Raw genomic sequence first — 24,793 nt, 5'->3', positions numbered from 1 at the left:
CGCCGTCTGCAGCCTAGAACGACCGGAGTCGCCGCTTCCCCCGATCGGTGGACATGCGATTCATCCGGTTCACCCTCCGGTCGGCCGACATACATCGCCGCCGCGGCGCAGCACTCTTGAGTCATCGCCGGAACACACCGGCACAGAACGAAACCAGACTCAACGAGGAGAACGACATGAACGCCAACACAACCCGCCGCATCGCCCGCTTCTTCGCACTGCCGATCGTCTCGGCTGGAATCCTCGCCGGGGCTCTCGGGATGGCCGGCACCGCCAGCGCGGGCACCTACACGCCGGACAACACGCCGCGGCCGGGCATCGTTGCGACGCCGAAGACGTTCGCGCAGCCGACCCCCGGGGCCCGCCACAACCACGGCCTCCCCCACCTGCAGCGAGTCCAGCCGAACTACCAGCCCTGAACAGCCGTTCCTCCACAGAGGCCCTCCCGGGCGGCGTATCCCGGGAGGGCCTCGCCTTGTCTGCGCGACTACTTGTCTGCGCGACTACTTGTCTGCGCGGCTACTTGTCTGCGCGACTATTCGGGTCCGCGCGCCACGGGACGCGACGGATCCGAACACCACTCCGACCACGAACCCGGAAACAGCGCCGCGTCCACCCCCGCCGCGGCGAGGCCCGCAATGGTCACTGCCGCCGTGACGCCCGATCCGCAGTAGACCGCCACGTCGGTGTCCGGCACCGACGGGAAGACCCGGGCCAGATCGGCGTCGGTCCGCAGAGTGCCGTCGTCGGCCAGCAGGCTGGTGCTCGGCACGTTCAGCGCGCCCGGGATGTGGCCGGCGACCGGGTCGACCGGTTCGACGTCGCCGCGGAACCGCTCGGCCGCGCGCGCGTCGAGCAGCAGCAGGCCCGAGGTGAGCACCGCGTCGGCGGTGACGGTCCGGCGCGCACCGGCGTACAGATCGTCGTAGGTAACGGTCACGTCGCCGGGTTCGGGTGCGACGGCGCCGGTTTCCAATTCGCCTCCGGCGGCCGTCCACGCCGCCAGCCCACCGTCGAGGATGCGGACGTCGTCGACACCGGCTGCGGTCAGCACCCACCAGGCGCGCGCCGATCCGGCGCGGTTCCAGTCGTCGTAGGCCACCACCGGAATCCCGGCCCGCACGCCCCACCGCCGCGCCGCGTCCTGAAGCGCTGTCCCCGACGGCAGCGGATGGCGCCCGCGGCCTTCGACGGTGTGATCGCTCAGCTCGTCCTCCAGCGACACGTACACCGCCCCGGGCAGGTGCCCTCGTTCGTATGCGGCTCGGCCGTCCGGCTCGGCGAGTTGCCAGCGCACATCCAACAACGTCACCGGTTCCCCCGCATCGAGTCGCCGCGCCAACTCCGCGGCGGTGATCAACACCGTGTCACGCGCGCTCATACCTCAGACGGTAGCGGCGACCGGCGGGCCGATCTCCTCGGCCAATGTTTCGACGACGCGCGACAGTTCGTCGACCAGCCAGCTGTCGCTTCGGCGCCGGTAGACCTCGAGCAGCGAACGGTAGTACCACAGATGTTCATGCGGATCATCGGTGTTGAAGCGCTGCCACACCTTCGGGCCGTACCGGCGCAGGTCCCGAAGGATCGCCCTCGCGTTGTCCAGCTTGTCGGCCATCGACACACGAATTGTGCTGTCGGAGGCCGTGTTCAAGTGCGCGATGTAGTTCTCCTTGCGTTCGCGCCACGGCGGTTTCGGCGTTACGACGGTGTCGCTGCACTCCTCGACGATCGCGGCGACCTCGGGTCCGAAGCGCTCCTCGATCTGCGCTAGCGTCGCGTCGCCGCCCTGATCCTCGGCGGCGTCGTGCAGCAGCGCGGCGATCGCCTCGGTCTCGGTGCCGTCGGCTTCGATCACCAGTCCCGCGACCGAAAGCAGGTGGCCGACGTACGGCACATCGCTGGCCTTGCGGGTCTGTGTGCGGTGCAGTTCGGCGGCGAATCCGAGTGCCTCGTGAAACCTCGGGCCCAGGCGGGGTGACGTCGTTTCGCTCACCAGCGGCCTCCCTTACTGATCGGGCGGCGGATCGAGCATCACGGCCCGCTCGCCGTTCCATCGATACCGCGCACTGCGGATCGCCGCGGGCGCGCAGGCGTTGCAGTCGCCCGGGACCTTGTAGGTGAGCACGACGGTGTCGCCGGTGCTGGCCTCGGCGTCCAGCGACGTGAAGCCGTATGCCTTCGAGGTCCCGGTCCCGACGTACTGGCCGCGGTGGAACAGCAGCGCCTGCACGGGCGAGCTTCCTGTGCCGCCCTCGGTCGTCACCAGGATCGTGGACAGCTCCGCGCACGGGTCATAGTTGCTGTCGACGGGTGTGCTGTCCCACTTGGCGCCGGTGAGCGGCTCGAAGGGCAGCCGCGCGAGCGCGAGCCGCAACGCGTCGGCCTGGTCCGGTCCGCACGACGGCTGCGCGGCGGCGGTCGGGATCGCGATCAACGACAAGCAGGCTGCGGCGGCGGTCATCGTCGCGGCCATCCATCGAGTCATCGGTATCGACTTCCCTTGCCCGCTCTCCCACAAACGTCACCCACGTCGGACCCACCTCCTATGGTTGGCTGCGATGGCCCTTCACATCCATCGGGCTGAACGCACCGACCTGCTCGCCGACGGACTCGGCGCCCTGCTCTCCGATCCGCTGCCCGACCCGTTCGCCGAGGAACTGGTCATCGTCCCGGCCAAGGGCGTCGAACGCTGGCTGAGCCAACGACTGAGCCACCTCCTCGGCTGTGGCTCGGGTGCCGACGGTATCTGCGCAGGCGTGACATTCCGCAATCCGCGCTCACTGATCGCCGACCTCACCGGAACCGGCTCAGGCCGCAATGCCGGCACAGCCGACCGCGACGATCTGTGGTCGCCCGACGCCATGGTGTGGCCACTGATGGAGGTCATCGACGCCACCTGCGCCGAGGACTGGTGCAAGCCGCTGGCCACCCACCTCGGCCACTTCGAAGCCGGCGATGAGAAGGAGCTGCGGCAGGGCAGGCGCTACGCCGTGGCCCGCCGGCTCGCCGGGCTGTTCGCCTCCTACGCCCGGCAGCGTCCGCAGCTGCTCGTCGACTGGGAGAACGGCGACGCCGGTGACATCGCATCCGATCTGGCCTGGCAGCCGCCGCTGTGGCGGGCGCTCATCGAACGCATCGACGCCGACACCCCACACATCCGTCACGCCAAAGCCGTTGCCAGGCTTCAGGAGTCGCCCACCGACCTGCCTCAGCGACTGTCACTGTTCGGCTACACCCGGCTGCCGAGCACCGAGATCGAACTGCTCGACGCGCTTTCCACTCATCACGACCTGCACCTGTGGCTGCCGCATCCGAGCGACCAGCTGTGGCAGCAACTCAACGGAGCACACGGCCAGATCCCGCGACGCCAGGACACCACCCACCGCCTGGTCGGCCATCCCCTGCTGGCCACCCTCGGCCGCGACCTTCGCGAACTGCAGCGCGGCCTGCCCGGCGATCCGCGCACCGACGAATACCTGGGCGGGCGCGACCGGCCGGACACCCTTCTCGGCTGGCTGCAATCCGACATCGCCGCCAACACGATCCGGCGAGACGGGCGGGTGCACACCGCAACCGACCGCTCGGTGCAGGTGCACAGCTGCCACGGGCCCGCGCGCCAGATCGACGTGCTCCGGGAGGTTCTGCTCGGACTGCTCGCCGACGACGAGACGCTCGAACCGCGCGACATTCTCGTCATGTGCCCCGACATCGAGACCTACGCGCCGCTGATCGTCGCCGGTTTCGGGCTGGGCGACATGATCAAGGGCGTGCACCCGGCGCACCAGTTGCGGGTGCGACTGGCCGACCGGTCGCTCGTCCAGACGAATCCGCTGCTCGGTGTGGCCTCCCAACTGCTGTCGCTGGCCGGTGGACGGGCCACCTCGAGCGAGGTGCTCAACCTCGCGCAGGCCGCACCCGTGCGGGCCCGGTTCGGCTTCACCGACGACAACCTGGAGGACATCACCCGCTGGGTACGGCAGGCCAACATCCGGTGGGGCTTCGACACCGACCACCGCAAGCCCTACGGCGTCGACTTCGTCCAGAACACATGGCGTTTCGGCATCGACCGGGTACTGGCCGGGGTGGCGATGTCCGACGACTCGCACGCCTGGATCGACACCACGCTTCCCCTCGACGACGTCAGCAGCAACCGGGTCGACCTGGCCGGCCAACTCGCCGAGTACGTCGACCGCCTGCGCTGTGCGGTGGAATCCCTCACCGGGGCAAGACCACTCGAGCAGTGGCTGCGGTCGTTGACCGACAGCATCAGTCTACTGGCCCGCGTGGGCGACGACGACATCTGGCAAATCGCCCAATTGGAGCGCGAATTCGCCGATGTGCTCGCCACTGCGGGTGCCCGTGCGGACACGCTGATGCGGCTGTCCGACGTCCGCGCGCTGCTCGACCGCCATCTCGCCGGCCGTCCGACCCGCGCCAACTTCCGCACCGGCACGTTGACGGTGTGCACGATGGTGCCGATGCGGTCGGTCCCGCACCGCGTGGTGTGCCTGGTCGGTCTCGACGACGGCGTGTTCCCCCGGCTGGGTGTGGTCGACGGTGACGACGCGCTGGCCCGTGAGCCCATGACCGGCGAGCGCGACATCCGTTCCGAGGACCGGCAATTGCTGCTCGATGCCATCGGCGCGGCGACCGAGACACTGGTGATCACCTACACCGGCGCGAACGAGTACTCCGGTCAGGAGCGGCCCCCCGCCGTGCCGCTCGCCGAACTCCTCGACACCCTCGACCGCACGACACCGCGGAAGGTCCGCGACGCGATCGTGGTCAAGCATCCGCTGCAGCCGTTCGACACCCGCAACGTCGTTCCCGGCGAACTGATCCCGGATGTGCCGTTCACCTTCGACTCCACCGTCAAACGCGCGGCCGCCACCCGTGCCGGGACGCGGGCGGAACGGCCGAAGTTCATCTCCGGGCCGCTGCCCGCTCCCCCGGCCGACGATGTCGTGGTCGCCGACCTGGTCACCTTCTTCAGGGATCCCGTGAAGGGTTTCTTCCGCGCGCTCGACTACACGTTGCCGTGGGAGGTCGACGGTGTCGAGGACGCCATGCCCGTCGACATCAATGCGCTCGAGGAGTGGACGGTCGGTGACCGCATGCTGCAGGACATGTTGCGCGGCATGGATGCCGACCAGGCCCGCCAAGCCGAGTGGCGTCGCGGCACGCTGCCGCCCGGCAATCTCGGGTGGCGCCGGGCCAACAAGATCTGCGAGCAGGCCACGCTCATCGCCGAGGCCGCACGGCCGTACCGCGGTGCCGACCCGAGCGCCGTCGACATCGACGTCGAGATCGGCGGGGGCCGTCGCGTCACCGGCACCGTCACACCGGTCTACGGCGATCGGCTCGTCTCGGTCACGTACTCCAAGCTCGACGGCCGTCATCTGCTGCAGCCGTGGATTCTGTTGCTGGCCTTGCTCGCCCACGACCCGACCCGCGAGTGGAAGGCGATCAGCATCGGCCGCCCCAAACGGGGTACCACCCCGCGGATGGAGTCGATGGGCCGACCGGCGGAGCCTGCGCGTGAGTTGCTCGCCGACCTGGTGGCGATGTACGACCAGGGCCGCCGCGAACCGCTGCCCCTGCCGGTGAAGACGTCGTTCGCGTGGGCCGAAGCGGTGCACGGTCATGGCGACCCCGAGCAGCGGGCCGGATACAAGTGGCGGTCGGGCATGTACCCCGGCGAGGAAGATGAGGCGGCTTATCAACTGGCGTTCGGCAAGGCCACCTGGTTGAAGCACCTCGTCGAACTCGGCCTCGACACGTACTCCGGCCGGTTGTGGCTGCCGATGCTGCGGGCGCTGGAGACCTGATGGAACCGTTCGACCTGTTGGGGCCGTTGCCCGCCGAACGGTCTACCACCGTGCTGGAGGCCAGCGCGGGCACCGGGAAGACGTTCGCGTTGGCCGGGCTGGTCACCCGCTATCTCGCCGAGGGCATGGCGACCCTCGACCAGATGCTGCTGATCACGTTCAGCCGCGCGGCGACTCAGGAACTGCGCGACCGGGTGAGGCGTCAAATCGTCGATGCCGTAGCTGCTTTCATCGATCCGTCGAGCGTCGATGAGAACGAGATCATCGGGCACCTGCTCGACGGCACCCCCGACCAACTCACCGAACGCGAGCGCAACCTGCGCGACGCGTTGGCCGCCTTCGATGCCGCGACCATCGCCACCACCCACCAGTTCTGCCAGCTGGTCCTCAAGTCGCTGGGGGTGGCGGGCGACACCGACTCCGGTGTCACGCTGGTCGAGAGCCTCGATGAACTGGTCACCGAAATCGTCGACGACCTCTACCTGCACCACTTCGGCCGGGAGCGCGACCATCCGCTGCTGACCTATCCCGACGCGCTGAAACTGGCCAAGGCGGTCGTCGAGCAACCCGCGACCGAGCTGCGGCCGAAGAACCCCGAACCGGATTCGCGCGCCGAGGTGTGCGTCCGCTTCGCGAAAGACGTTCTCGCCAAACTGGAGATCCGCAAACGGCGCAAGGGCAATCTCGGTTACGACGACCTGCTCAGCCGGTTGGCCGACGCGCTGCAGGCCGACAACTCGGCCGCGCAGCTGCGCATGCACCAACGCTGGCCGGTCGTCATGGTCGACGAGTTTCAGGACACCGACCCGGTGCAGTGGCAGGTGATCGACCGCGCGTTCACCGGACGCTCGACACTGATCCTGATCGGCGACCCCAAGCAGGCCATTTACGCGTTCCGCGGCGGCGACATCGTCACGTACCTGAGCGCCGCGTCGAAGGCCGACGTGCAGAAGACGTTGGCCACCAACTGGCGCAGCGACGAAGCGCTGGTGAACCGGCTGCGGGCGGTGCTGCGCGGCGCGCAACTGGGCCACGAGAAGATCGTCGTGCACGATGTGGCCGCCAAGCACGCGGGGTCGCGGCTGGCGGGCGCGCCGTCCGCCGATCCGTTCCGGCTACGGGTGGTGCGACGGAACACGTTCGGGCGCAGCGGCACTCGAGACATCCTCATCGATCAGCTGCGCACCCACATTCCGCGCGACTTGGCGGCCGACATCGGCGCCCTGCTCAACTCGGACGCCACGTTCGACGGCCGCCCACTCGGGGCCGCCGACATCGCGGTCATCGTGGAGAACCACCGCGATGCCCGGGTCTGCTATCGGGCGCTCTGCGACGCGGGCATCCCCGCGGTTTACACCGGTGACTCCGACATCTTCACCTCCGACGCCGCCGAGGACTGGTTGGCGCTGCTCGAGGCCTTCGACCAGCCGCACCGGCCCGGCATCGTGCGCGCGGCGGCCGCGACGATGTTCTTCGGCGAGACCGCCGAGTCGCTGGTCGCCCGCGGCGACGGGTTGACCGATCGCATCGCGGAGACGTTGCGCGAGTGGGCCGGTCACGCCCGCGAGCGGGGTGTCGCGGCGATCTTCGAAGCCGCGCAACTCGCCGGCATGGCCGACCGGGTGTTGTCGTGGCAGAACGGTGAGCGGCAGATGACCGACCTCGCCCACATGACCCAGCTGCTACAGGAAGCCGCGCACCGCGAGCACTTCACGCTGCCCGCGCTGCGCGACTGGCTGCGGGCCCAGCGCGACGAGCGCAGCGGCGCCGCCGAGCGCTTCCGCCGCCTCGACAACGACGCCGCGGCCGTTGCGGTGATGACGGTGTTCGTCGCCAAGGGCCTGCAGTTCCCGGTGGTCTATCTGCCGTTCGCGTTCAACCGCCACGTCTGGGAACCCGAACTGGTGCTGTACCACGAGGGTGACACGAGGTGTCTGCACATCGGCGGTGACGACAGCCCCGACTTCCACGCGGTGTCGAAGGCGGGCCGCGAGGAGGACGCCAGCGACGACAGCCGCCTGATGTATGTCGCGATGACCAGGGCGCAGTCGCAGCTGGTCGCCTGGTGGGCACCATCGCGCGACGAGCCGAACGGCGGCCTGTCGCGACTGCTTCGCGGCCGACGGCCCGGCGAGCCCATGGTGCCGGATGTCGTTGCGCCGGCGAAGGTTTCCGACGATGACGCGATGACGCGCTTCAAGGAATGGGAAGCCATCGGCGGTCCGGTGATCGAGGAATCGGTGCCGCTTCCGAAGGTTGCGGGTCCGCAAGGGCCCGGCCCCGGCGACTTCGAGGCACGGCACTTCCACCGCACCATCGACACGACGTGGCGCCGGACCTCCTACAGCGGCTTGATCCGCGCGGCCGAGGCGACGCCGGTCAGCAGCGAGCCCGAAGTGGTAGAGCTCGACGACGAGGTCGCCGAGATTCCGGTGGCGATGCCGGCGACCGGCGCCGACATGGCGTCGCCGATGGCCGAACTGCCGACCGGTGCGAAGTTCGGCACGTTGGTGCACGCGGTGCTCGAGACGGCCGATCCGTTCGCCACCGACCTCGCCGCGGAGTTGGAGGCGCAGATCCTCGAGCACTCGGTGTGGTGGCCGGTCGACGTCGAGGCCGGCGACCTGGCGGCGGCGATGGTGCCGATGCACGACACCCCACTCGGGCCGCTCGCCGGCGGCACAACGCTTCGGCAGATCGGACTCTCGGACCGGATGCGGGAGATGGACTTCGAATTCCCCTTGGCCGGCGGCGATCTGCGCGCCTCGGCTCCCGACATCCGGCTGGCGCATGTCGGCGAACTGCTGCGGCGGCATCTGCCTTCGAACGACCCGCTGAGCTCGTATGCGGACCGGTTGACCGGAGCGGGGCTGGGCGCCCAGTCGCTGAAGGGATACATGTCGGGCTCGGTGGATGCGGTGCTGCGCATTCCCGATGAGGCTGGCGGGCGTTACCTCGTCGTCGACTACAAGACCAACTGGCTCGGTGACCCCAACCGGCCGCTGACGGCCGCGGATTACGCCGCGCCGCGGCTCGCCGAGGCGATGCTGCATTCCGACTATCCGCTGCAGGCCCTGCTGTACAGCGTTGTGCTGCACCGCTTCCTGCGGTGGCGGTTGGCCAGATACACACCCGAGCAGCACCTCGGTGGCGTGCTGTATCTGTTCCTGCGCGGGATGTGCGGGCCGGACACCCCGATGCAGGACGGCCACCCCGCCGGGGTATTCAGCTGGCAACCTCCGGCAGCGCTGATCACCGCGCTCTCGGATCTGCTCGACGCCGGCAGGGTCGCCGCGTGACCGGCCTGGAGTGGCGGCGGGCGATCAGCGCCACCGGCCTGCTGCGCACCTTCACCGACGCCGAAGTCCTCGACGCACCGGATGTGCATGTCGCACAGCGGCTCTGCGAGCTCGCCAAGACGCCCGACGAGCGGGTGTCGCTCGCGGTCGCGCTGCTCGTGCGCGCCCTTCGCAGCGGGTCGGTGTGCCTGAACCTGCGCACCGCCGAACAGCAGATCGGCCTCGACGGGCTGCCGTGGCCCGCCGTCGACGACTGGCACGGCGCCATCGCCGCGCACCCGCTGACCGGCCAACCGCCGGCGCTGCGCGTCGACGGGGATCTGCTGTATCTCGACCGGTACTGGCTCGAAGAGCAACAGGTGTGCGACGACATTCTCGCGATGCTCGTCGCCCGGGCGCCTCACCCCACACCGGAACTCGACCGGCTCTTTCCGGCGGGGTTCGAGGAGCAGAGCGCCGCGGCGAAACTGGCGCTGTCGCATGGCCTGACAGTGCTCACCGGCGGTCCGGGCACGGGTAAGACCACCACGGTGGCGCGGCTGCTGGCGCTGCTCGCGAGCGGAACGCGGCTGCGGATCGCGTTGGCGGCGCCGACCGGAAAGGCAGCAGCGCGGCTGCAGGAGGCGGTGCAGCTGGAGGTGGACAAGCTGCCCGCGGCCGACCGGGAAGCGCTGGCCGGCTTGCACGCGACGACCTTGCACCGGCTACTCGGCAGCCGTCCGGACACGTCGGCGCGCTTCCGGCATCACCGCGGTAATCGGTTGCCGCACGACGTGATCGTCGTCGACGAGACGTCGATGGTGTCGCTGACGATGATGGCGCGACTGCTGGAAGCCGTGCGGCCGGACGCCCGGCTCATCCTGGTCGGCGATCCGGACCAGTTGGCGTCGGTGGAAGCGGGTGCGGTCCTTGCTGATCTGGTCGACGGCCTCGGCGGCGACCGTATCGCGGAGTTGAAGACGTCGCACCGGTTCGGCGAGTCGATCGGGAGGCTGGCGACCGCGATCCGCACGGGCGACGCCGACACCGTCGTCGAGGTGCTGCGCGTCGGGGGCGAGCACATCGAGTGGTTCGACACCGAGGAGCCATCGGAGCATCTTCGGAAGGTGTTGGTGCCGTTGGCGGTTGAGCTCCACCGGGCGGCGGTCCTCGGTGACGACGAAGCGGCGCTGGCCATCCTGAACGAGCACCGGCTGTTGTGCGCGCATCGCCGCGGCCCGTTCGGCGTGCGCTACTGGAACCACCAGGTGGAGCGGTGGCTGTCGGAGTTGACCGGCGAACCGATCTGGTCGGCGTGGTACGCGGGACGACCGGTGTTGGTGACCGCGAACGACTACGGGCTCAACCTGTACAACGGCGACACCGGTGTCACGGTCCTGCGCGACGGCGTGCTGCGGGCGGTCGTCGCGGGGACGGAACGGCTCGAGTTCGCGACGAGCCGACTCGCCGACGTGGACACCATGCATGCGATGACGATTCACAAATCGCAGGGCAGCCAGGCCGACGAAGTCACGGTCCTGCTGCCGCCGGAGGACTCGCGGCTGCTCAGCCGCGAGTTGTTCTACACCGCCGTGACCCGGGCGAAGAAGAAGATCCGGGTGGTCGGCCCGGAGGCATCGGTGCGGGCCGCCGTGCAACGGCGGGCGGCTCGGGCGTCGGGCCTGGCGCGGCGCCTAAGCAGCGCATAGCCCTTTCCGCCGAGCGCCCAGCTTTGCCCGCCGAGCGCTCACTCAGATACGGATTTTCGCGTCGAAACCGTACGTAGCTGAGCGCTCGGCATGCGACTGTGGTGTCGCGCATACGCCAGCCCGGGTGGACGGAGCCTGTGATGACCGCGGAGAACCACGTCACGCCGACTGACGTCGACAAGGCCCTACTCGGCAGCGCGACGTACCGGAGTCTCGGCGAGCAGAAGCTGTCCCCCCGCGAGGAACGGTTCGAGAAGGCCCGGCGCACGGTCGGGCTGTTCCTCGCCCCGCTGCTGACCGTCGTCTTCCTCGTCCTGCCGATCGACATTCCGCGCGAACAGCAGGTGCTGGCCGCCGTGCTGCTCGGCGTGATCGCGCTGTGGATCAGCGAGGCGGTGCCGATTCCGATCGGCGGCCTGCTCGGCGTCGCGGTCGCGGTCTTCCTCGGTGTCGCACCGGTCGACGACGTGCTCGGCCCGTTCGGGTCATCGACGATCTTCACGTTCATCGGCGCATTCATCCTCGCCCAGGCCATGCTCAAACACGGTGTGGCCCGGCGGTTCGCGTTCCGCATCCTGGCGTTGCCGCGCGCCGGCCGCTCGACGACCGGGGTGATCATCGCGTTCGGCGCGATCACATGTCTGCTGTCGGCGTTCGTGTCGAACACCGCGACGGTGGCGATGCTGTTGCCGACGGCCATCGGCATCCTGTCCGTCATAGCCAAGCTGCTGCAACAGCGCGGCGACGTCGAAGCCGACTTCGACCCGCAGCGGCTGCGGGTGGGTGCGGCCCTGATGCTGATGCTCGCCTACGGCGCCAGCGTCGGCGGCCTGCTCACTCCGGTCGGCAGTCCGCCCAACCTGATCGGCCGCGGGCTGATCGAAGAAGCCACCGGTGAACGGATCAGCTTCGGCCAGTGGATGGTGATGGCGATTCCCATCTGCCTCATGATGTTCGCACTGCTGGCACTTGTCCTGTTGCGGCTGAACAAGCCCGAGATCAAACGGATCGACGGCGTCGCCGAGTATGTGGCCGGCGAACGGAAGAAGCTGGGCAAGCTGTCGCGGGCGGAGAAGAACACGCTGATCGCGTTCGGCGTCACGGTGACACTGTGGATCCTGCCCGGCATCTTCGCGCTGGTCGCGGGCACCGAATCGGATGTGTACGAGTTCGTCAGCGACCGGTTGGACGAAGGCGTGGTCGCCGTGTTCGGCGCGTCGCTGCTGTTCCTGCTGCCCACCGACTGGCAGAGCCGCGAGTTCACGCTGCGCTGGAAAGATGCGGCCGAAATCGACTGGGGCACAATCATCCTGTTCGGCACGGGCATCATCTTCGGTTCACTGATCTCGTCGACCGGCCTGGCCGAGACCATCGGAACGTCGGTCGACGATGCGCTCGGCCTGTCGAGCAGCGTCGCGATCACGGTGTTCGCGGTGCTGTTGGCGATTGTCGTGTCGGAGACGACCAGCAACACCGCGTCGGCGGCGGTGGTGGTGCCGATCATCATTCCGGTGGCCGTCGCCGCCGGGGTGAACCCGTTCGTGCCGGCGCTGGCAGCGACATTCGCTGCGTCGTTCGGCTTCATGCTGCCGGTGTCGACGCCGCAGAACGCGATCGTCTACGGCTCGGGCGTCGTGCCGATCACGAAGATGATCCGGTCCGGCATCACGTTCGACATCGCGGGCGCGATCCTGATCATCATCTTCCTGCCGATGATGATCGGCCTGCTGGGGCTGGGTACATGAGCGACATCGCGGTCATCCCGGGCGACGGGATCGGCACGGAGGTGATCGCGTCGGCGCGCCAGGTGCTCGACGCGGTCGCGGCAAAGCACGGTATCGCGTTGTCCTACGCCGAGTTCGACTGGTCATGTCGGCGCTACCAGAACGAAGGCGCGATGATGCCCGCCGACGGGATCGACACGCTGCGCGGATTCGACACGATCCTGCTCGGCGCGGTCGGCTGGCCCGGAGTTCCGGATCACGTGTCGCTGTGGGGCTTGCTGATCCCGATCCGCCGGGCCTTCCGCCAGTACGTGAACCTGCGGCCGATCCGGGTGTTCGACGGTGTCGAAAGCCCGTTACGGACGGCGGAGGACGTCGACTTCGTCGTGGTCCGCGAGAACGTCGAAGGTGAGTACAGCGAGATCGGCGGGCGGCTGAACCGAGGCTTTCCCGACGAGATGGCCGTGCAGGAGTCGGTTTTCACGCGGGTCGGGGTGAGTCGCATCGCCGACTTCGCGTTCGAGCTGGCGCGCAGCAGACGCCGCTACGTGACGTCAGCGACGAAATCGAACGGCATCGTGCACACGCTGCCGTTCTGGAACGAGGTGGTGGCCGAACGGGCGTCGCACTTCCCGGATGTTCGGTTCGACAGTGAGCACATCGACGCGCTGGCCGCGAAATTCGTGCTGCAGCCGCAGCGCTTCGACGTGGTGGTGGGCTCAAACCTGTTCGGCGACATCCTCAGTGACCTCGCAGCCGCGGTCGCCGGCTCGATCGGGATCGCGCCGTCGGCGAATCTGGATCCCACCAAGCAGTACCCGTCGATGTTCGAACCGGTACACGGTTCGGCGCCCGACATCGCCGGCCAAGGCATCGCCAACCCGGTCGGGGCGGTGTGGTCGGCGGCGCTGATGCTCGAACACCTCGGGCACGAAGCCGCCGCGGCAGAGGTGATGGCGGCTGTCGAGTCGACGCTGGCCACGCCGCAGACCCGCACGGCCGATCTCGGCGGCCGGGCGTCGACGTCCGAGGTGACCGACGCGCTCGTCGCGCAGCTGCGGTAAGGGTCGCCGAAGTCGCCTGATTCCGACATCGATTGCGCGTACGGTGGGGCCGTGGCCGAGATCGACCGCAGCCGCGTCATCGCGGCGACACCGACGCAGATCTGGGACGTGCTGGCCGATTTCGGCGATCTCGCCTCGTGGCTCGACAAGGTCGACCACTCCTGCATCCTCACGCGCGGTGCCGACGGCGCGATGGTCGGCACGACCCGCCGCGTGCAGATCGGCCGCAACACCTTGGTCGAACGCATCACCGAGTGCGACCCGCAGTACGTCCTCGCCTATGACATCGAGGGCCTGCCCAAAGTCCTGGGCAATGCCGGCAACCGCTGGACCATCGAGGCCACCGGCGGCGGCGAGACCGTCGTGACGATCACCAGCACCGTCCGAAAGGGCCGCGGCAGAACGCAACAACTCGTCGAACGGCTGGCGTGCCAGGCATTGGCCCGCGGATCCGACGCCATGCTCGCCGCGTTGGCGAAACGATTGGAGAAGACCTCATGACCGAGCGCCCCGACATCATCATCGTGATGACCGACGAGGAGCGCGCGGTTCCGCCGTACGAGTCGCCCGAAGTCCTCGCATGGCGGGACCGAACGTTGCCCGGCCGCAACTGGTTCGACGAGCACGGCGTGAGCTTTCAGCGGCACTACACCGGCTCGCTGGCCTGTGTGCCCAGCCGCCCGACGATCTTCACCGGCCACTACCCCGACCTGCACGGCGTCACACAGACCGACGGCATCGGCAAGGTCTACGACGACTCCCGCATGCGCTGGCTGCGCCGCAACGAGGTGCCGACGCTGGGCAACTGGTTCCGCGCGGCCGGATACGACACCCACTACGACGGCAAGTGGCACATTTCGCACGCCGACCTGACCGACCCCGCGACCGGTCAGCCGTTGGCAACCAACGACGCCAACGGTGTCATCGACCCGAAAGCCGTACAGCGCTACCTCGACGCCGATCCGCTTGCCCCGTACGGCTTTTCGGGGTGGGTCGGCCCGGAGCCACACGGTGCGCCGCTGGCCAACGCGGGGATTCGGCGCGACCCGCTGATCGCCGACCGGGTGGTGGCGTGGCTCAACGACCGCTATGCGCGGCGTCGCGCCGGATACGCCGAGGCCCTGCGCCCGTTCCTGCTGGTCGCCAGCTTCGTCAACCCGCACGACATCGTGCTGTTCCCGGCGTGGCAGCGGCGCAACCCGGTGCGCCCATCGCCGCTGGACCCGCCGCCGGTGCCACCGGCGCCGACGGCCGACGAGGACCTGTCGACCAAACCCGCCGCGCAGATCGCGTTCCGCGAGGCGTACTACTCGGGCTACGGTCCCGCGCCGGCCGTCGACCGCACCTATACCCGCAAGGCGCAGCAGTACCGCGACCTGTACTACCGGCTGCACGCCGAGGTCGACGCGCCGATCGACCGCGTGCGGCGCGCCGTGACCGAGGGCGGTTCGGAGCACGCGGTGCTGGTACGCACGGCCGATCACGGCGACCTGCTGGGCGCCCACGGCGGCCTGCACCAGAAGTGGTTCAACCTGTACGACGAGGCGACGCGGGTGCCGTTCGTCGTCGCGCGGATCGGGCCCGACGCGACCACGGCGCGCACGGTGACGGCCCCGACGTCACACGTCGACATCGTGCCGACGCTGCTCGGCGCGGCCGGTGTCGACGTCCAGGAGGTGGCGGCGACGCTGGCCGACACGTTCACCGAGGTGCACGACCTGCCGGGCCGCAACTTGATGCCGGTCGTGGACGGTGCGCCGGCAGACGAGGGGCGGGCGGTGTATCTGATGACGCGCGACAACGTGCTCGAAGGCGACACCGGCGCGTCCGGTCTGGCTCGTCGCTTGAAGCGGACGACGAATCCGCCTGCGCCCCTGCGGATCCGGGTACCGGAGCACGTGGCGTCGAACTTCGAAGGGTTGGTGCTGCGGGTCGACCGCGAAGACGCCGACGGCGGACTGGGTCACTTGTGGAAACTGGTGCGCACCTTCGACGATCCGGCGACGTGGACCGAGCCCGGGGTGCGCCATCTCGCAGCGAGCGGCATGGGCGGCGAGAGCTACCGCACCGAGCCGCTCGACGACCAGTGGGAGCTGTACGACCTGACCGCGGACCCGGCCGAGGCCGACAACCGATGGGCCGACCCGGAGCTGCACGAGCTACGCCGGCACCTGCGGATGCAGCTCAAGCAGGCGCGTGCGACATCCGTCCCCGAACGGAACAATCCGTGGCCGTACACGCCCCGCAAGACGCCCGCCGCGCAGATCGGGCTGATCCGACGGCTATTCGGCCGCGATCGAAGGGCGTCGCACGATCTTTGATCAGCCACCTCGGCGCGCTGTCTTCACCAGCGGGCAGCGGGTGGGTACAGTCGGGAGGCCTGACACGCTCCGCACCTCGCTTCGGCCGAAGCGATGGACCACTAGGTAACCGAGAGGGACCGGCGAAACCGGCCGGACCACCGCAAACACCTACACATGGCGTCGCCACGCCCGGGGGCCTGAAGGACTGTCGTGAGTCAATTTACCGAGACCATGTACCAGAACGCCCGGTGGAGCACGAACGGGATGGTCACCGGCGAACCGGATGCCCCCGTCAAGCACACCTGGGCCGAAGTGAACCAACGCGCCAGCCGGATTTCGGGCGGACTGGCCGCGGCGGGCATCGGCCACGGCGATGCGATCGCCGTGCTGGCCGGCGCACCCGTCGAGATCGCGCCGACCGCCCAGGGCATCTGGATGCGCGGCGCCAGTCTGACCATGCTGCATCAACCCACGCCACGCACCGATCTGATGCGCTGGGCCGAGGAAACCACCGCCGTGATCAAGATGATCTCGGCGAAGGCCGTCGTCATCAGCGAGCCGTTCATGGCGGCCGCACCCGTGCTGGCCGGCCTCGGCATGACCGTGCTGACCATCGAGTCGCTGCTGGCGGGCGAGTCCATCGACCCGATCGAGACCACCGACGACGACGTCGCGCTGATGCAGCTGACGTCGGGATCCACGGGTTCCCCCAAGGCCGTTCAGATCACGCACGCCAACATCGTGGCCAACGCCGAGGCCATGACGGTCGGCTGCGATTTCGACATCCATTCCGACGTGATCATCAGTTGGCTGCCCTGCTTCCACGATATGGGGATGACCGGCTATCTGACGGTGCCGATGTACTTCGGCGCCGAGCTGGTGAAGGTCACACCGATCGACTTCCTACGCGATACGTTGTTGTGGGCCAAGCTGATTGACAAGTACAAGGGCACCATGACCGCGGCGCCGAACTTTGCCTACACGCTTTTCGCCAAGCGACTGCGCCGGGTGGCCACGCCGGGCGAGTTCGATCTTTCCTCGCTGCGTTGGGCGTTGTCGGGCGCCGAGCAGGTGGACCCGCTCGACGTCGAGGACCTCTGCGAGGCCGGCGCCCCGTTCGGGTTGCGGCCCGAGGCGATCGTGCCGGCGTACGGGATGGCCGAGGCGACGGTGGCCGTGTCGTTCTCCGCATGCGGTCGCGGGATGGCCGTCGACGAAATCGACGCCGACCTGCTGGCGGTGCTGCATCGAGCGGTGCCCGCGACCAAGGGACACACGCGGCGGCTGGTCAAGCTCGGCAAGCCGTTGGACTGCCTCGAGGTGCGGGTGATCGACGAGGACGGTGCGGCCCTGCCGCCGCGCGGCGTCGGCGTCATCGAGGTCCGCGGCGATCCGGTGACCAGGGGCTACACCACGCGGGCCGGGTTCATCCCGGCGCAGGACGAGCGCGGCTGGTACGACACCGGCGACCTCGGCTACCTCACCGAGGACGGTGAGGTGGTGGTGTGTGGGCGCCTCAAGGACGTCATCATCATGGCCGGTCGCAACATCTATCCGACCGACATCGAGCGGGCCGCGGGCCGGGTCGACGGGGTACGGCCGGGTTGCGCCGTCGCCGTGCGGCTGGATGCGGGGTTGTCGCGGGAGGCGTTTGCGGTGGCGGTGGAATGCAAGGATTTCGCCGACGCCGCCGAAGTGCGTCGCATCGAGCGGCAGGTCGCCCACGAGGTGTTCGCCGAAGTCGACGTCCGGCCCCGCAACGTGGTGGTGCTGGAGCCGGGCATGATCCCCAAGACGCCGTCGGGCAAGTTGCGCCGCGCGCATGCGTTGTCGCTCGTGAACTGATCGCCTGGTCAGGCGAACTTGCGCTCCGATGCGGTTTCCGGTGCGTCATCGCTCGTCGCCGTCAGGAACCGGTCCGGAAGGGCCAACTTGTAGATCGTTCGCAGCGTCAGCAGATACTGGCGCACCAGTGAACCGCTGGTGTATGGCAGGTCGTACTTCTCGCAGATCGCCCGCACTCGCACCGCGATCTCCGCCAAGCGATTGCTCGGCAGGTCGGGGAAGACGTGATGTTCGATCTGGTAGCAGAGATTTCCGCTGGAAAAAGCCAGCAGCGGGCCGGCCTTGAAGTTGGCGGCGCCCAACATCTGCCGCAGATACCATTCGGCGCGACTCTCGTCGTCGAGGACGTCGGCGGTGAATTTCTCGGCGCCGTCCGGGAAGTGCCCACAGAAGATCACCACGTACGTCCACAGGTTGCGCACCAGGTTGGCGACCAGGTTCGCCGCCAGGCTTCTGCGCCAACGGCGCCCGCTCAGCGCCGGGAAGAGCACATAGTCCTTGACCGCTTGCCGGGCGATCTTGCGGACCAGGGTCATCCTCTCCCGCGTCAGTTGTTCCGTGTCACCGGCCGCGCGGTCCCGTTCGGAATGCACCCCGTGCAGCGCGATGCCCCATTCGAAGATGCTCGCCAGCAGAATGTTTCGTAGCGGCTGAAGCAGGTGGACGGGCTGCCACGGAATATCGCGGGTGATGCGCATGATGCCGAATCTGAGGTCGTCGTCCACGCCGACCACGTTGCTGTACACGTGGTGGCGGTAGTTGTGCGAGTACCGCCATTGCGACGACACCGCGACCATGTCCCATTCCCAAGTGTTGGAATGGATTTCGGGGTCGTTCATCCAGTCCCACTGCCCATGGGACACGTTGTGGCCGATCTCCATGTTCTCGACGCACTTGGCGAAGGCCAACGTCGCGGTGCCGAGCATCCAGCCGGCCCGCGATCGGCTGCAGCCGAGGATCAGCCGCCCCGCCAGTTCGAGTGCACGTTGGAACTTGATCGTGCGCCGGATGTAGGCCGCGTCGTGCTCGCCGAGCGATTCCTCGATGTCACTACGGATGGCGTCCAGCTCGGCGCCGATGGCCTCGATGTCCGACGGGCTCAGGTGCGTGTACGCACCGACATCGGTGATGGCCAAGAAATCGTCCTGTGGTCTCGTGCGGGTGGGCTCGAGTCAGAACCCAGGTGATTGGACCACCGGCCGATATCGAAAGTGATGACGGCAGCCGTCGGCGTTGCGATCAGTCTAAAGAAGCCTGCCTGAGGTGTCGATTCGGCGGGTCAGGGCTCTCATACGAAATGTGGGCCGGTGGGGGATTCCCACCGGCCCACAACCGACTCGTGAAAGCTAAACGGCCGTTACGCCGATTGCCTGAGGTCCTTTGGCGCCCTGCTCGATGTCGAACTCGACGCGTTGGTTCTCCTCCAGCGACCGGAATCCATTTCCCTGGATTTCCGAGTAGTGAACGAACACATCCTTTGCGCCGCCGTCGGGGGCGATGAAGCCGAAGCCCTTATCGCCGTCGAACCATTTCACAGTTCCCTGTGCCATACTTTTCAACTTCTCTCATGTGAACGGATGTCGATAAACATCCACGTCGAGGCTATCACTGCGGCGAAAAAGCGCCGGTGTAGTGTCGAGGGCGAACCGTTACCTCTGAAGACGCGATCCCGCCTTCGACGGCTCGAAGCGAGGAAATTGCCGATGTATCACGCCGTTTCGAATTGTCATCTTGTTGTGGCTCATACGGTTCGTGGTCCGGCGATCATGAATGCAGACCTGTGACCGCGGCAAGCCACCGGCGAAGCACCCGACCGGTCCGGCTGACATTGGCCGCTTCCCCTTGCGACGGGCTCGACGGAGCGTGGTGGCCGCGGACGTCGTCGATGGCTCTCGAGCTGCCCGAACTGATCGAGGCACTGCGTGACTCGCTGGGCGCCGTCGTCGACATCCAGGTCAACTGGTCGTCGGCGAATGCCGTCCCGGACCTCGACATGCTGACCCGCCGCGGTGTGGCCGCGATCCCCGGGTGGAAGAACCGTCCCCAGCGGGTGATGAGCCTCACCGGCGAGCGCGGGCGGGCGAACCTGTTGGTGGTGCCGTCGGCCACCACGTCGGCTCTGGCGATGATGGTGCTGCGCCATGCGGCGGGGCTGCCCGTCGACAGCCGACACTCCGACTCCGCCCAGAATCTCGCCGCGTGTGACATCGTGCAGGCCGCGCGGGCCGTGTGCACGCGTCAGGTCAGCGGCGCCGAAGCTACTCCGTCGAGTAGTCGAAGCTGAGCCAGCGCTGCGGGCGCATCCGGATGACGACCGACGTCGGCGTGAGGTTCTGGTCGGCGAACGCGTTGCCGTCCTGCTCGCCCAGATAGCGGATCACGATGTCGCGCACCACGGCGTCCTCCGCGGCGTCGATCCCGGTGACGTCGCCTTCGGCCGTGACGTAGCGGTACGGGGGCTGCTCGTCCTGCGCGGTGATCGCGAAGCGGCCGGCGTCCTTGATCAGCCGGTGCTTGAGCGAGCCGGATTCCGTCCACAACAGGACCTCGCCGCCGGGCTGATAGCCGTACCAGATGGGCACGCTCAGCGGGGCGCGGTCGGGGCGTTCGACCGCGATGACGCCCACATGGACGTCGGACAGGAACTTCTCTCGCTCATCCGTGGTCATCTTGGCCATATCGGTCGCAACCGCCGGGCCGGCGATCACATTCCCAGAGGACGGTGCGCGTCGCGCCAGCACCTGTGAGTCCGAGCCGATCACAACACTTTTGCCGAAGCAACGGTTTATTGACAGGGGCGGCAATACGGCGTTGGCTCTAACCGACCGAAGGGGCCGCTCATGGCAGACGTCGACTATTGCGTGGTGGGCGCCGGGTTCGCCGGTTTGACCGCGGCGTTGCGTTTGAAGCAAGCAGGTCATTCAGTCGCGCTGCTGGAGGCGCGCGACCGCGTCGGTGGGCGCACGTTCACCGAGGTGCGCGACGACGGAGTCTGGATCGACCGCGGCGGCGCGTGGATCGGGCCCGGCCAGGACGCCATCTACGCGCTGATGAACGAATTCAACGTGGCCAGCTACAAGCAATACACCGACGGCGACGCGATGATGCTCGTCGACGGCAAGAAGTACCGGTACACCGGAACGATCCCGTTGTCGATGAGCCCGTGGGCGGTCGCCAACATCGGCGCGGTGTTTCTCGAGCTGACGCAGATGTGCAAATCGATTCCGGTGCACGCACCGTGGACCGCGCCCAAGGCGCAGAAGTGGGACAAGCTCAGCTGGGCGGCCTGGCTGGACAGGCACACGATGTCCAAACCCGCGCGGGAACTGCTGGAGAGCGCCGTCGCCGGGCTGTACACGTCTGCCGCGTCGGAGATCTCGCTGCTGTTCGTGCTCTATCAGATGGCGGCGGCGGGTGGGCCGAGCTTCGTGCTCGGCGTCAAGGACGCGGCCGAGGACGCGCGCCCCGTCGGCGGCATGGGCGCCATCCATCGCGCAGTCGCGGCCGAACTCGGCGACACCGTCCACCTCTCGCAACCCGTTCGCCGCATCGCCCAGAGCAATGACGGGGTCGTGGTGAATTCCGACGACATGGTGGTCAACGCCCGCCGAGTGATCGTCGCCGCGCCGATTTCGATCGCCGCCCAGATCTCTTATGAGCCAATGCTTCCCGTCGACCGGTCGTTCCTGCATCAGCGGATGCCGAGCGGAGCGGTCTACAAGATCGCGTTGCTGTACGACGACCCGTTCTGGCGCGCCGAGGGCTTGTCCGGTCAGTCGTTCGCGCCGGGTTCACCGGCGAACCTCACAATCGATTCGTGCACGGACTCCGGAACTCCCGGGATCCTGACCGTCATCACCGAAGGGCCGGAGGCGCGCCGCATCGGCAAGCTCGGCGACGACGAACGCAAGGACGCGGTGCTCGGCGCGGTCGCGGAAAGGTTTGGCACCCCGGCGCTTTCGCCGCTCGACTACATCGAGCAGAACTGGTCCGTCGAACGTTACTCCGGTGGCGGGATGATCGCCCACACACCGCCGGGCGTGCTCACCGAGTTCGGTCCCGCGCTGCGTGAGCCGTGCGGCCGCATCCACTGGGCCGGCACCGAAACCGCGTCGGTGATGTACGGGTTCATCGACGGCGCCGTGCGCTCCGGCGAGCGCGCCGCGACGGAGGTCATGGAGCGCGAAGCGATGGCGGTGGCGTGAGCGCGGCTACACCCACAAGACAGCGATGGCGGCCGCGGCGAAGGACAGCACGCCGACCGACCAGAACAGCGGTCGTGGCACGGGATTTCCGGTGCGCCGCTGTCTCGCGCTGTTCATTCCGAGCACACCGCCGAGGACCACGAGGATGACGAGCTTCACGCCGATCTTCGGGTAGTTGTGCTCGATCCCCGCGGGCCACGGTGCGGCGAGCGCCAAGCCCGTCAGCAGCGAAACCAAGATGCCGTAATCCATCGCGCGGGTGGTGCGGAATCGTCGGGCCGCGGCTTCGGCGACCCAAGCGCCGAACGTCACCGCGAAGCCGACGATGTGCAGAAGCACAACTACGTTACGTAGTAGTTCCATGGGCAGAGCTTATGCAGCGGGCCTGGGCCTGCACAAGGTTTGGCGCCGAGCGCGCCCCTCGGCTGCGGGTACTGTGCAGCCGTGAGCGGGGACCTCATCCTCACCGACGAGTTTCGCGAGGCGTTGGCACTGCTCGCCGGCGGCAGGCATCTGTTCCTCACGGGCAAGGCAGGCACCGGCAAGTCCACGCTGATCCGGCACTTCATGGCGGGCACCGATCGCAATGTGGTGGTGGCCGCGCCCACCGGGATCGCCGCGCTCAACGTCGACGGGTACACCATCCACCGGCTGTTCGGGTTCCGCACCACGACGACGCTGTCCGACGTCACCGGTGGTGAGTACCGGCCGGGCCGATTCGCCAAGACGCTGGCGTCGCTGCAGACGTTGATCATCGACGAGGCCTCGATGGTTCGCGCGGACGTCTTCGACATGGTGGCGACCGCGCTGGAGCGGTTCGGTCCCGAGCCCGGCACTCCGTTCGGCGGAGTGCAGATCGTGTTGGTGGGCGACCTGTACCAGTTGCCGCCGGTGGTCGGTGACGGCGAAGAGGGCTACTTTTCGACGGTCTACGAGACGCCGTACTTCTTCTCCACCCGCACGTTCGCCCGCGAGGACTTTCCCACCGTCTCGCTGACCACGGTGTTCCGCCAGCTCGGCGATGACCGGATGACTGCCATTCTCAACGAGATTCGCGAGGGCATACTGCTCGGCCACGCGCAGGAGCAGCTCAATGCCCGCGCCGACAAGGATTTCGCGCCGCCTGAGGACGAGTTCTGGTTGACGCTTGCGCCCACCAATCGGCTGGTGACCGCGCGCAACCGACAACAGCTCGAGCGGCTGGACGGCGACGAAATGCTGCACCGCGCCAGGGAGTCCGGCGATCTCACGCTGTTCGACAAGCCGATCGAGGACGAGCTGCGGTTCAAGGTCGGCGCTCAGGTGATGATGCTCAACAACGACCAGGGCGACCGGTGGGTCAACGGCTCGATCGGACGGGTGGTCGGCGTCGGCTACGACCGTTACGGCGTCGTCGTCGAGGTCGAGTTCGCCGACGGATCGTGCGCGGACGTCACGCCGTTCACGTGGGAGGCCACCCGCCCGGTGGTCGACGGCGGGTCGCTGCGTCGTGAGGTGATCGGGACGTTCACGCAGCTGCCGTTCAAACTCGCGTGGGCGATCACCATCCACAAGAGCCAGGGCCAGACGCTCGAGCGGGTGGTCGTCGACCTCACCGGCGGAATGTTCTCGACCGGCCAGTTGTACGTGGCGTTGAGCCGCTGCACTTCGCTGGCCGGGCTGGTGCTCAAACGTCCAGTGCTGCCGAAGGATCTGAAGACCGACCGGCGGATCGCCCGCTTCCTGCGCACCTCGGCCGGCGGCTCGACGGCCCGGAAGTACTGTGCGATCGGCATGCTCACCGTCGGCGAGGAAGGCCGGATGTCGCGTCCGCGACCGGTGGAGCTGGCGGTGGCGTTCGACGACGGCACCGCCGTCTCCACGCTGATCAACCCGCAGCGCGATCTCGCCGACGCGCGAAATGCGTACGGCATCACCGTGTCCGATGTGCTGCTGGCGCCGACGCTGCGCGAGGCGTGGGCGGTGACCGCACCCATGCTCGCGGGCTGCACGCCGGTCGGGGTGTCGGTGGACGAGACGCTGGGCCTGATCGACTTCGAGCTCAAGCGGCTCGGTCATGTCGCGATGATGCCGCTGGGCGTCGAACTGCGCCGCGCGCGGGTGACCGGGCGTACGGCGCTGGAGCGGGCGCAGTCGGCGCTGACGGCTTTGGCGTCGGCGGAGATCGAAGAAGGCTCGTCAGCGTTCGAGGAACCCGAACCGGAGGAATCGGTTTCGGGGTTGCTCGTCAGCCGCGATCACGCCGTCCCCACTCCGACGGCCGATCATCTGCCGGCGTTGTCGGCGGTGCTGCGGGTCAGCCGCGGAGTCGGCGCGGTGGTGCTGGGCGGAGCGTCGGCCGACGAGGTGGCCGGAGACGAGTCGTCGTGGGACGCGGCCGCCCGGCAGTCGGTGGCCGATCAACTGCGCGCGGCGGCGTCACGGGCGCTGTTGCCCGACGACGTCGTGGCGCGTCTGCACGAGGCCTCGGCCCTGCTGGGCGTCGACGTGGTGAGCGGAGCGGTAGGGGTCGAGCGTCACGACATCGGCTCTGCGTTGGTGCCGGGTGCGCGGATCTGTTTCACCGGAACGGCTTTGGATCAGGCGGGCCGCGTGGTGGAGCGCGAGGAGATGGAACGGCTGGCCGCGTCGGCGGGTTTGGCGCCGGTGCGCTCGGTGACCAAGACGCGATGCGAGGTGCTGGTCACCGCCGAGGCCGGCACGCAATCGGGCAAGGCGCGCAAGGCGCAGGCGTTCGGCAAGCCGGTGTTCACCGTCGAGGAGTTCTTCGCCTGGCTCGAGGGCCGATGACGTCGGTAGTGTAATGGATGACCACGTCGAAGCAATTTTCAACGCGT

The 24,793-nt window shown here is 68.1% G+C and carries 19 protein-coding genes; 12 read left to right on the top strand and 7 right to left on the bottom strand.

The genetic code is table 11. The annotated features are described in order from the left end of the window. The first annotated feature begins 176 nt into the window (after window positions 1–176). Window positions 177–419 carry a hypothetical protein gene (locus AU185_RS19650; protein ID WP_059101508.1) on the top strand — a complete coding sequence of 81 codons (243 nt, stop codon included), beginning with the start codon at window positions 177–179 and terminating at the stop codon, window positions 417–419. 116 nt (window positions 420–535) lie between these two features. On the opposite strand, the gene AU185_RS19645 is transcribed toward AU185_RS19650, so the two are convergent. The 3 genes from AU185_RS19645 to AU185_RS19635 are packed head-to-tail and all read right to left on the bottom strand — an operon-like array spanning window position 536 to window position 2,485. After that, on the bottom strand, window positions 536–1,381 hold the full coding sequence (locus AU185_RS19645) for a sulfurtransferase (protein ID WP_059101278.1): 846 nt from the start codon (window positions 1,379–1,381) through the stop codon (window positions 536–538). A 3-nt stretch (window positions 1,382–1,384) separates the two neighbouring features. Further along, window positions 1,385–1,996, bottom strand: a complete 612-nt coding sequence (locus AU185_RS19640; protein WP_156425603.1) for an HD domain-containing protein — start codon at window positions 1,994–1,996, stop codon at window positions 1,385–1,387. Window positions 1,997–2,005: 9 nt separating this feature from the next. Beyond that, a complete protein-coding gene (locus tag AU185_RS19635; protein WP_156425602.1) occupies window positions 2,006–2,485 on the bottom strand; it encodes an LppP/LprE family lipoprotein in 480 nt (159 codons plus the stop codon). Window positions 2,486–2,558: 73 nt separating this feature from the next. On the opposite strand from AU185_RS19635, the gene recC reads away from it, so the two are divergent. The 8 genes from recC to AU185_RS19595 all read left to right on the top strand — a co-directional run bounded on the left by recC (window position 2,559) and on the right by AU185_RS19595 (window position 17,751). Beyond that, window positions 2,559–5,828: an exodeoxyribonuclease V subunit gamma gene (recC, locus tag AU185_RS19630; RefSeq protein WP_059101275.1), complete on the top strand. Its 3,270-nt coding sequence runs from the start codon at window positions 2,559–2,561 to the stop codon at window positions 5,826–5,828. Continuing rightward, window positions 5,828–9,127 (top strand): exodeoxyribonuclease V subunit beta, encoded by a 3,300-nt coding sequence (recB, locus tag AU185_RS19625; protein ID WP_059101507.1) that lies wholly within the window; start codon window positions 5,828–5,830, stop codon window positions 9,125–9,127. Before recC ends, recB begins: the two co-directional genes overlap by 1 nt. Before the next feature lie 5 nt (window positions 9,128–9,132). Next, on the top strand, window positions 9,133–10,815 hold the full coding sequence (recD, locus tag AU185_RS19620) for an exodeoxyribonuclease V subunit alpha (protein ID WP_059101506.1): 1,683 nt from the start codon (window positions 9,133–9,135) through the stop codon (window positions 10,813–10,815). Window positions 10,816–10,955: 140 nt separating this feature from the next. Beyond that, window positions 10,956–12,560, top strand: coding sequence for an SLC13 family permease (locus AU185_RS19615; protein WP_059101505.1), 1,605 nt, complete (start codon window positions 10,956–10,958; stop codon window positions 12,558–12,560). After that, the gene (locus AU185_RS19610) at window positions 12,557–13,603 is read left to right on the top strand and encodes a tartrate dehydrogenase (RefSeq protein WP_059101274.1); all 1,047 of its coding nucleotides are present in this window, start codon (window positions 12,557–12,559) and stop codon (window positions 13,601–13,603) included. Before AU185_RS19615 ends, AU185_RS19610 begins: the two co-directional genes overlap by 4 nt. Before the next feature lie 51 nt (window positions 13,604–13,654). Next, window positions 13,655–14,104, top strand: a complete 450-nt coding sequence (locus tag AU185_RS19605) for an SRPBCC family protein (RefSeq protein WP_059101273.1) — start codon at window positions 13,655–13,657, stop codon at window positions 14,102–14,104. Beyond that, on the top strand, window positions 14,101–15,924 hold the full coding sequence (locus tag AU185_RS19600) for a sulfatase family protein (protein WP_059101272.1): 1,824 nt from the start codon (window positions 14,101–14,103) through the stop codon (window positions 15,922–15,924). Before AU185_RS19605 ends, AU185_RS19600 begins: the two co-directional genes overlap by 4 nt. Before the next feature lie 192 nt (window positions 15,925–16,116). Then, on the top strand, window positions 16,117–17,751 hold the full coding sequence (locus AU185_RS19595) for a fatty acyl-AMP ligase (RefSeq protein WP_059101271.1): 1,635 nt from the start codon (window positions 16,117–16,119) through the stop codon (window positions 17,749–17,751). A gap of 8 nt (window positions 17,752–17,759) precedes the next feature. Here AU185_RS19595 and AU185_RS19590 read toward each other — a convergent pair whose 3' ends face one another. Both AU185_RS19590 and AU185_RS19585 read right to left on the bottom strand, forming a co-directional pair. Next, window positions 17,760–18,887, bottom strand: a complete 1,128-nt coding sequence (locus tag AU185_RS19590; RefSeq protein WP_059101270.1) for a fatty acid desaturase family protein — start codon at window positions 18,885–18,887, stop codon at window positions 17,760–17,762. Between the two features lie 210 nt (window positions 18,888–19,097). Beyond that, complete coding sequence (locus tag AU185_RS19585; RefSeq protein WP_059101269.1) at window positions 19,098–19,301, bottom strand: cold-shock protein; 204 nt, start codon at window positions 19,299–19,301, stop codon at window positions 19,098–19,100. Between the two features lie 230 nt (window positions 19,302–19,531). Here AU185_RS19585 and AU185_RS19580 point away from each other — a divergent pair, with 230 nt between their 5' ends. After that, window positions 19,532–20,035, top strand: coding sequence for a DUF5994 family protein (locus tag AU185_RS19580; protein WP_231740416.1), 504 nt, complete (start codon window positions 19,532–19,534; stop codon window positions 20,033–20,035). On the opposite strand, the gene AU185_RS19575 is transcribed toward AU185_RS19580, so the two are convergent. Then, on the bottom strand, window positions 20,010–20,429 hold the full coding sequence (locus AU185_RS19575; protein ID WP_172800414.1) for a pyridoxamine 5'-phosphate oxidase family protein: 420 nt from the start codon (window positions 20,427–20,429) through the stop codon (window positions 20,010–20,012). The genes AU185_RS19580 and AU185_RS19575 overlap by 26 nt on opposite strands. Before the next feature lie 162 nt (window positions 20,430–20,591). Here AU185_RS19575 and AU185_RS19570 point away from each other — a divergent pair, with 162 nt between their 5' ends. Next, window positions 20,592–21,956: a flavin monoamine oxidase family protein gene (locus AU185_RS19570; protein ID WP_059101267.1), complete on the top strand. Its 1,365-nt coding sequence runs from the start codon at window positions 20,592–20,594 to the stop codon at window positions 21,954–21,956. 6 nt (window positions 21,957–21,962) lie between these two features. Here the strand turns inward: AU185_RS19570 and AU185_RS19565 are convergent, their stop codons facing one another. Next, window positions 21,963–22,319, bottom strand: coding sequence for a hypothetical protein (locus AU185_RS19565; protein ID WP_059101266.1), 357 nt, complete (start codon window positions 22,317–22,319; stop codon window positions 21,963–21,965). A gap of 81 nt (window positions 22,320–22,400) precedes the next feature. On the opposite strand from AU185_RS19565, the gene AU185_RS19560 reads away from it, so the two are divergent. Further along, entirely contained in the window at window positions 22,401–24,746 is a 2,346-nt protein-coding gene (locus tag AU185_RS19560) for an AAA family ATPase (RefSeq protein ID WP_059101265.1), read from the top strand. Window positions 24,747–24,793 lie beyond the last annotated feature (47 nt).

Source organism: Mycobacterium sp. GA-0227b (assembly GCF_001499855.1).
GTDB lineage: Bacteria > Actinomycetota > Actinomycetes > Mycobacteriales > Mycobacteriaceae > Mycobacterium.
This window is presented reverse-complemented; position numbering and strand designations above follow the sequence as displayed.

Excerpts from the sequence above, each read along its gene's own strand:
- AU185_RS19650 (WP_059101508.1), top strand. The coding sequence starts at position 177 with ATGAACGCCAACACAACCCGCCGCATCGCCCGCTTCTTCGCACTGCCG.
- AU185_RS19645 (WP_059101278.1), bottom strand. The coding sequence starts at position 1,381 with ATGAGCGCGCGTGACACGGTGTTGATCACCGCCGCGGAGTTGGCGCGG.
- AU185_RS19635 (WP_156425602.1), bottom strand. The coding sequence starts at position 2,485 with ATGACTCGATGGATGGCCGCGACGATGACCGCCGCCGCAGCCTGCTTG.
- recC (WP_059101275.1), top strand. The coding sequence starts at position 2,559 with ATGGCCCTTCACATCCATCGGGCTGAACGCACCGACCTGCTCGCCGAC.
- recB (WP_059101507.1), top strand. The coding sequence starts at position 5,828 with ATGGAACCGTTCGACCTGTTGGGGCCGTTGCCCGCCGAACGGTCTACC.
- AU185_RS19615 (WP_059101505.1), top strand. The coding sequence starts at position 10,956 with ATGACCGCGGAGAACCACGTCACGCCGACTGACGTCGACAAGGCCCTA.
- AU185_RS19610 (WP_059101274.1), top strand. The coding sequence starts at position 12,557 with ATGAGCGACATCGCGGTCATCCCGGGCGACGGGATCGGCACGGAGGTG.
- AU185_RS19600 (WP_059101272.1), top strand. The coding sequence starts at position 14,101 with ATGACCGAGCGCCCCGACATCATCATCGTGATGACCGACGAGGAGCGC.
- AU185_RS19585 (WP_059101269.1), bottom strand. The coding sequence starts at position 19,301 with ATGGCACAGGGAACTGTGAAATGGTTCGACGGCGATAAGGGCTTCGGC.
- AU185_RS19575 (WP_172800414.1), bottom strand. The coding sequence starts at position 20,429 with ATGGCCAAGATGACCACGGATGAGCGAGAGAAGTTCCTGTCCGACGTC.
- AU185_RS19570 (WP_059101267.1), top strand. The coding sequence starts at position 20,592 with ATGGCAGACGTCGACTATTGCGTGGTGGGCGCCGGGTTCGCCGGTTTG.
- AU185_RS19565 (WP_059101266.1), bottom strand. The coding sequence starts at position 22,319 with ATGGAACTACTACGTAACGTAGTTGTGCTTCTGCACATCGTCGGCTTC.